Source organism: Actinomyces sp. oral taxon 849 str. F0330 (genome assembly GCF_000239715.1).
Classification (GTDB): Bacteria; Actinomycetota; Actinomycetes; order Actinomycetales; family Actinomycetaceae; genus Actinomyces; species Actinomyces johnsonii.
This window is the reverse complement of the sequence record NZ_JH470389.1, coordinates 1-1,180: the sequence shown is the minus strand read 5'-3', so window position 1 is coordinate 1,180 and position 1,180 is coordinate 1. Positions and strand designations below refer to the sequence as shown.

General features: G+C 72.4%; 1 protein-coding gene. It reads right to left on the bottom strand.

Going from position 1 to position 1,180, the window contains the following annotated elements:
* On the bottom strand, nt 1-1,180 hold a 1,180-nt coding region (locus HMPREF0975_RS14260; RefSeq protein WP_009234947.1), incomplete at both ends, for a helicase-related protein.

Below are 1,180 nucleotides of genomic sequence, written 5' to 3'. Positions count from 1 at the left end.
TCCACCGGGGCGGCATCCAGGCCGAGCGGACGGGCCAGCTGGCGCAGCTGGGCGTGGACGTCCTGCCACTCGCGCACCCGCAGGTAGTGCAGGAACTCGGCGCGGCACATGCGCCGGAACGCCGATCCCGACAGCTCGCGGCTCTGCGTGCGCAGGTAGCGCCACAGGTTGAGATAGGTCAGGAAGTCACTGGTCGGGTCGGCGAAGCGTCGGTGCAGGGCATCGGAGGCCTCCTGCTTGTCCACCGGGCGCTCGCGCACATCCTGGATGGACAAGGCCGCCACGATGACCATGACCTCCCCGACGCAGCCCAGCTCTCCGGCCTCCAGGAGCATGCGCCCCAGGCGCGGGTCGATCGGCAGGCGCGCCAGTCGCCGACCGATCCCGGTCAGGTGCGGGCCCCTCCGACCCCGCCCGGGGGCGTCGTCGGACCGGGCGGAAGCGGCCCCAGCCGGTTCGATCGCGCCGATCTCCGTGAGCAGCTGCAGCCCGGAGCGGACCTGGCGGGAGTCGGGGGCGTCCAGGAAGGGGAAGTCTTCCACCGCCCCCAGCCCCAGGGCCGCCATCTGCAGGATGACGCTGGCCAGTGAGGTACGCAGGATCTCCGGCTCGGTGTACTCCGGGCGCGCCTCGAAGTCGGCCTGCGAGTAGAGGCGGATGGCGATGCCGTCGGCCACGCGTCCGCAGCGGCCCGCCCGCTGGTTGGCACTGGCCCGGCTGACCGGCTCGATCGGCAGGCGCTGGACCTTGGTGCGGTTGGAGTAGCGGGAGATGCGCGCCAGGCCCGGGTCGATGACGTAGCGGATCCCCGGAACCGTCAGGGAGGTCTCGGCCACGTTCGTGGCCAGGACGATGCGGCGCACCCGGTGGGCCTCGAAGACCCGGTGCTGCTCAGCGGCGCTCAAGCGCGAGTACAGAGGCACGACCTCGATGGCCCCCGGCGTGCGCGAGCGGCCGTCGGGCGTGTAGCGCGCCCCCAGATGGTCGATGAGGGCCGCCTCGGTGTCGCGGATGTCGCGCTCACCGGCCAGGAAGATGAGGATATCGCCGCCGGGCTCGCCCAGCAGCTCGTCGACGGCGTCAAGGATCCCGGTCACCTGGTCCTTGGGCTCGTTGGCTCCGGTGCTGGCCCCTGCGCCCGCCCCGCTAGAAGCAGTCCGCCCCCGACCCTTGCCGCGAG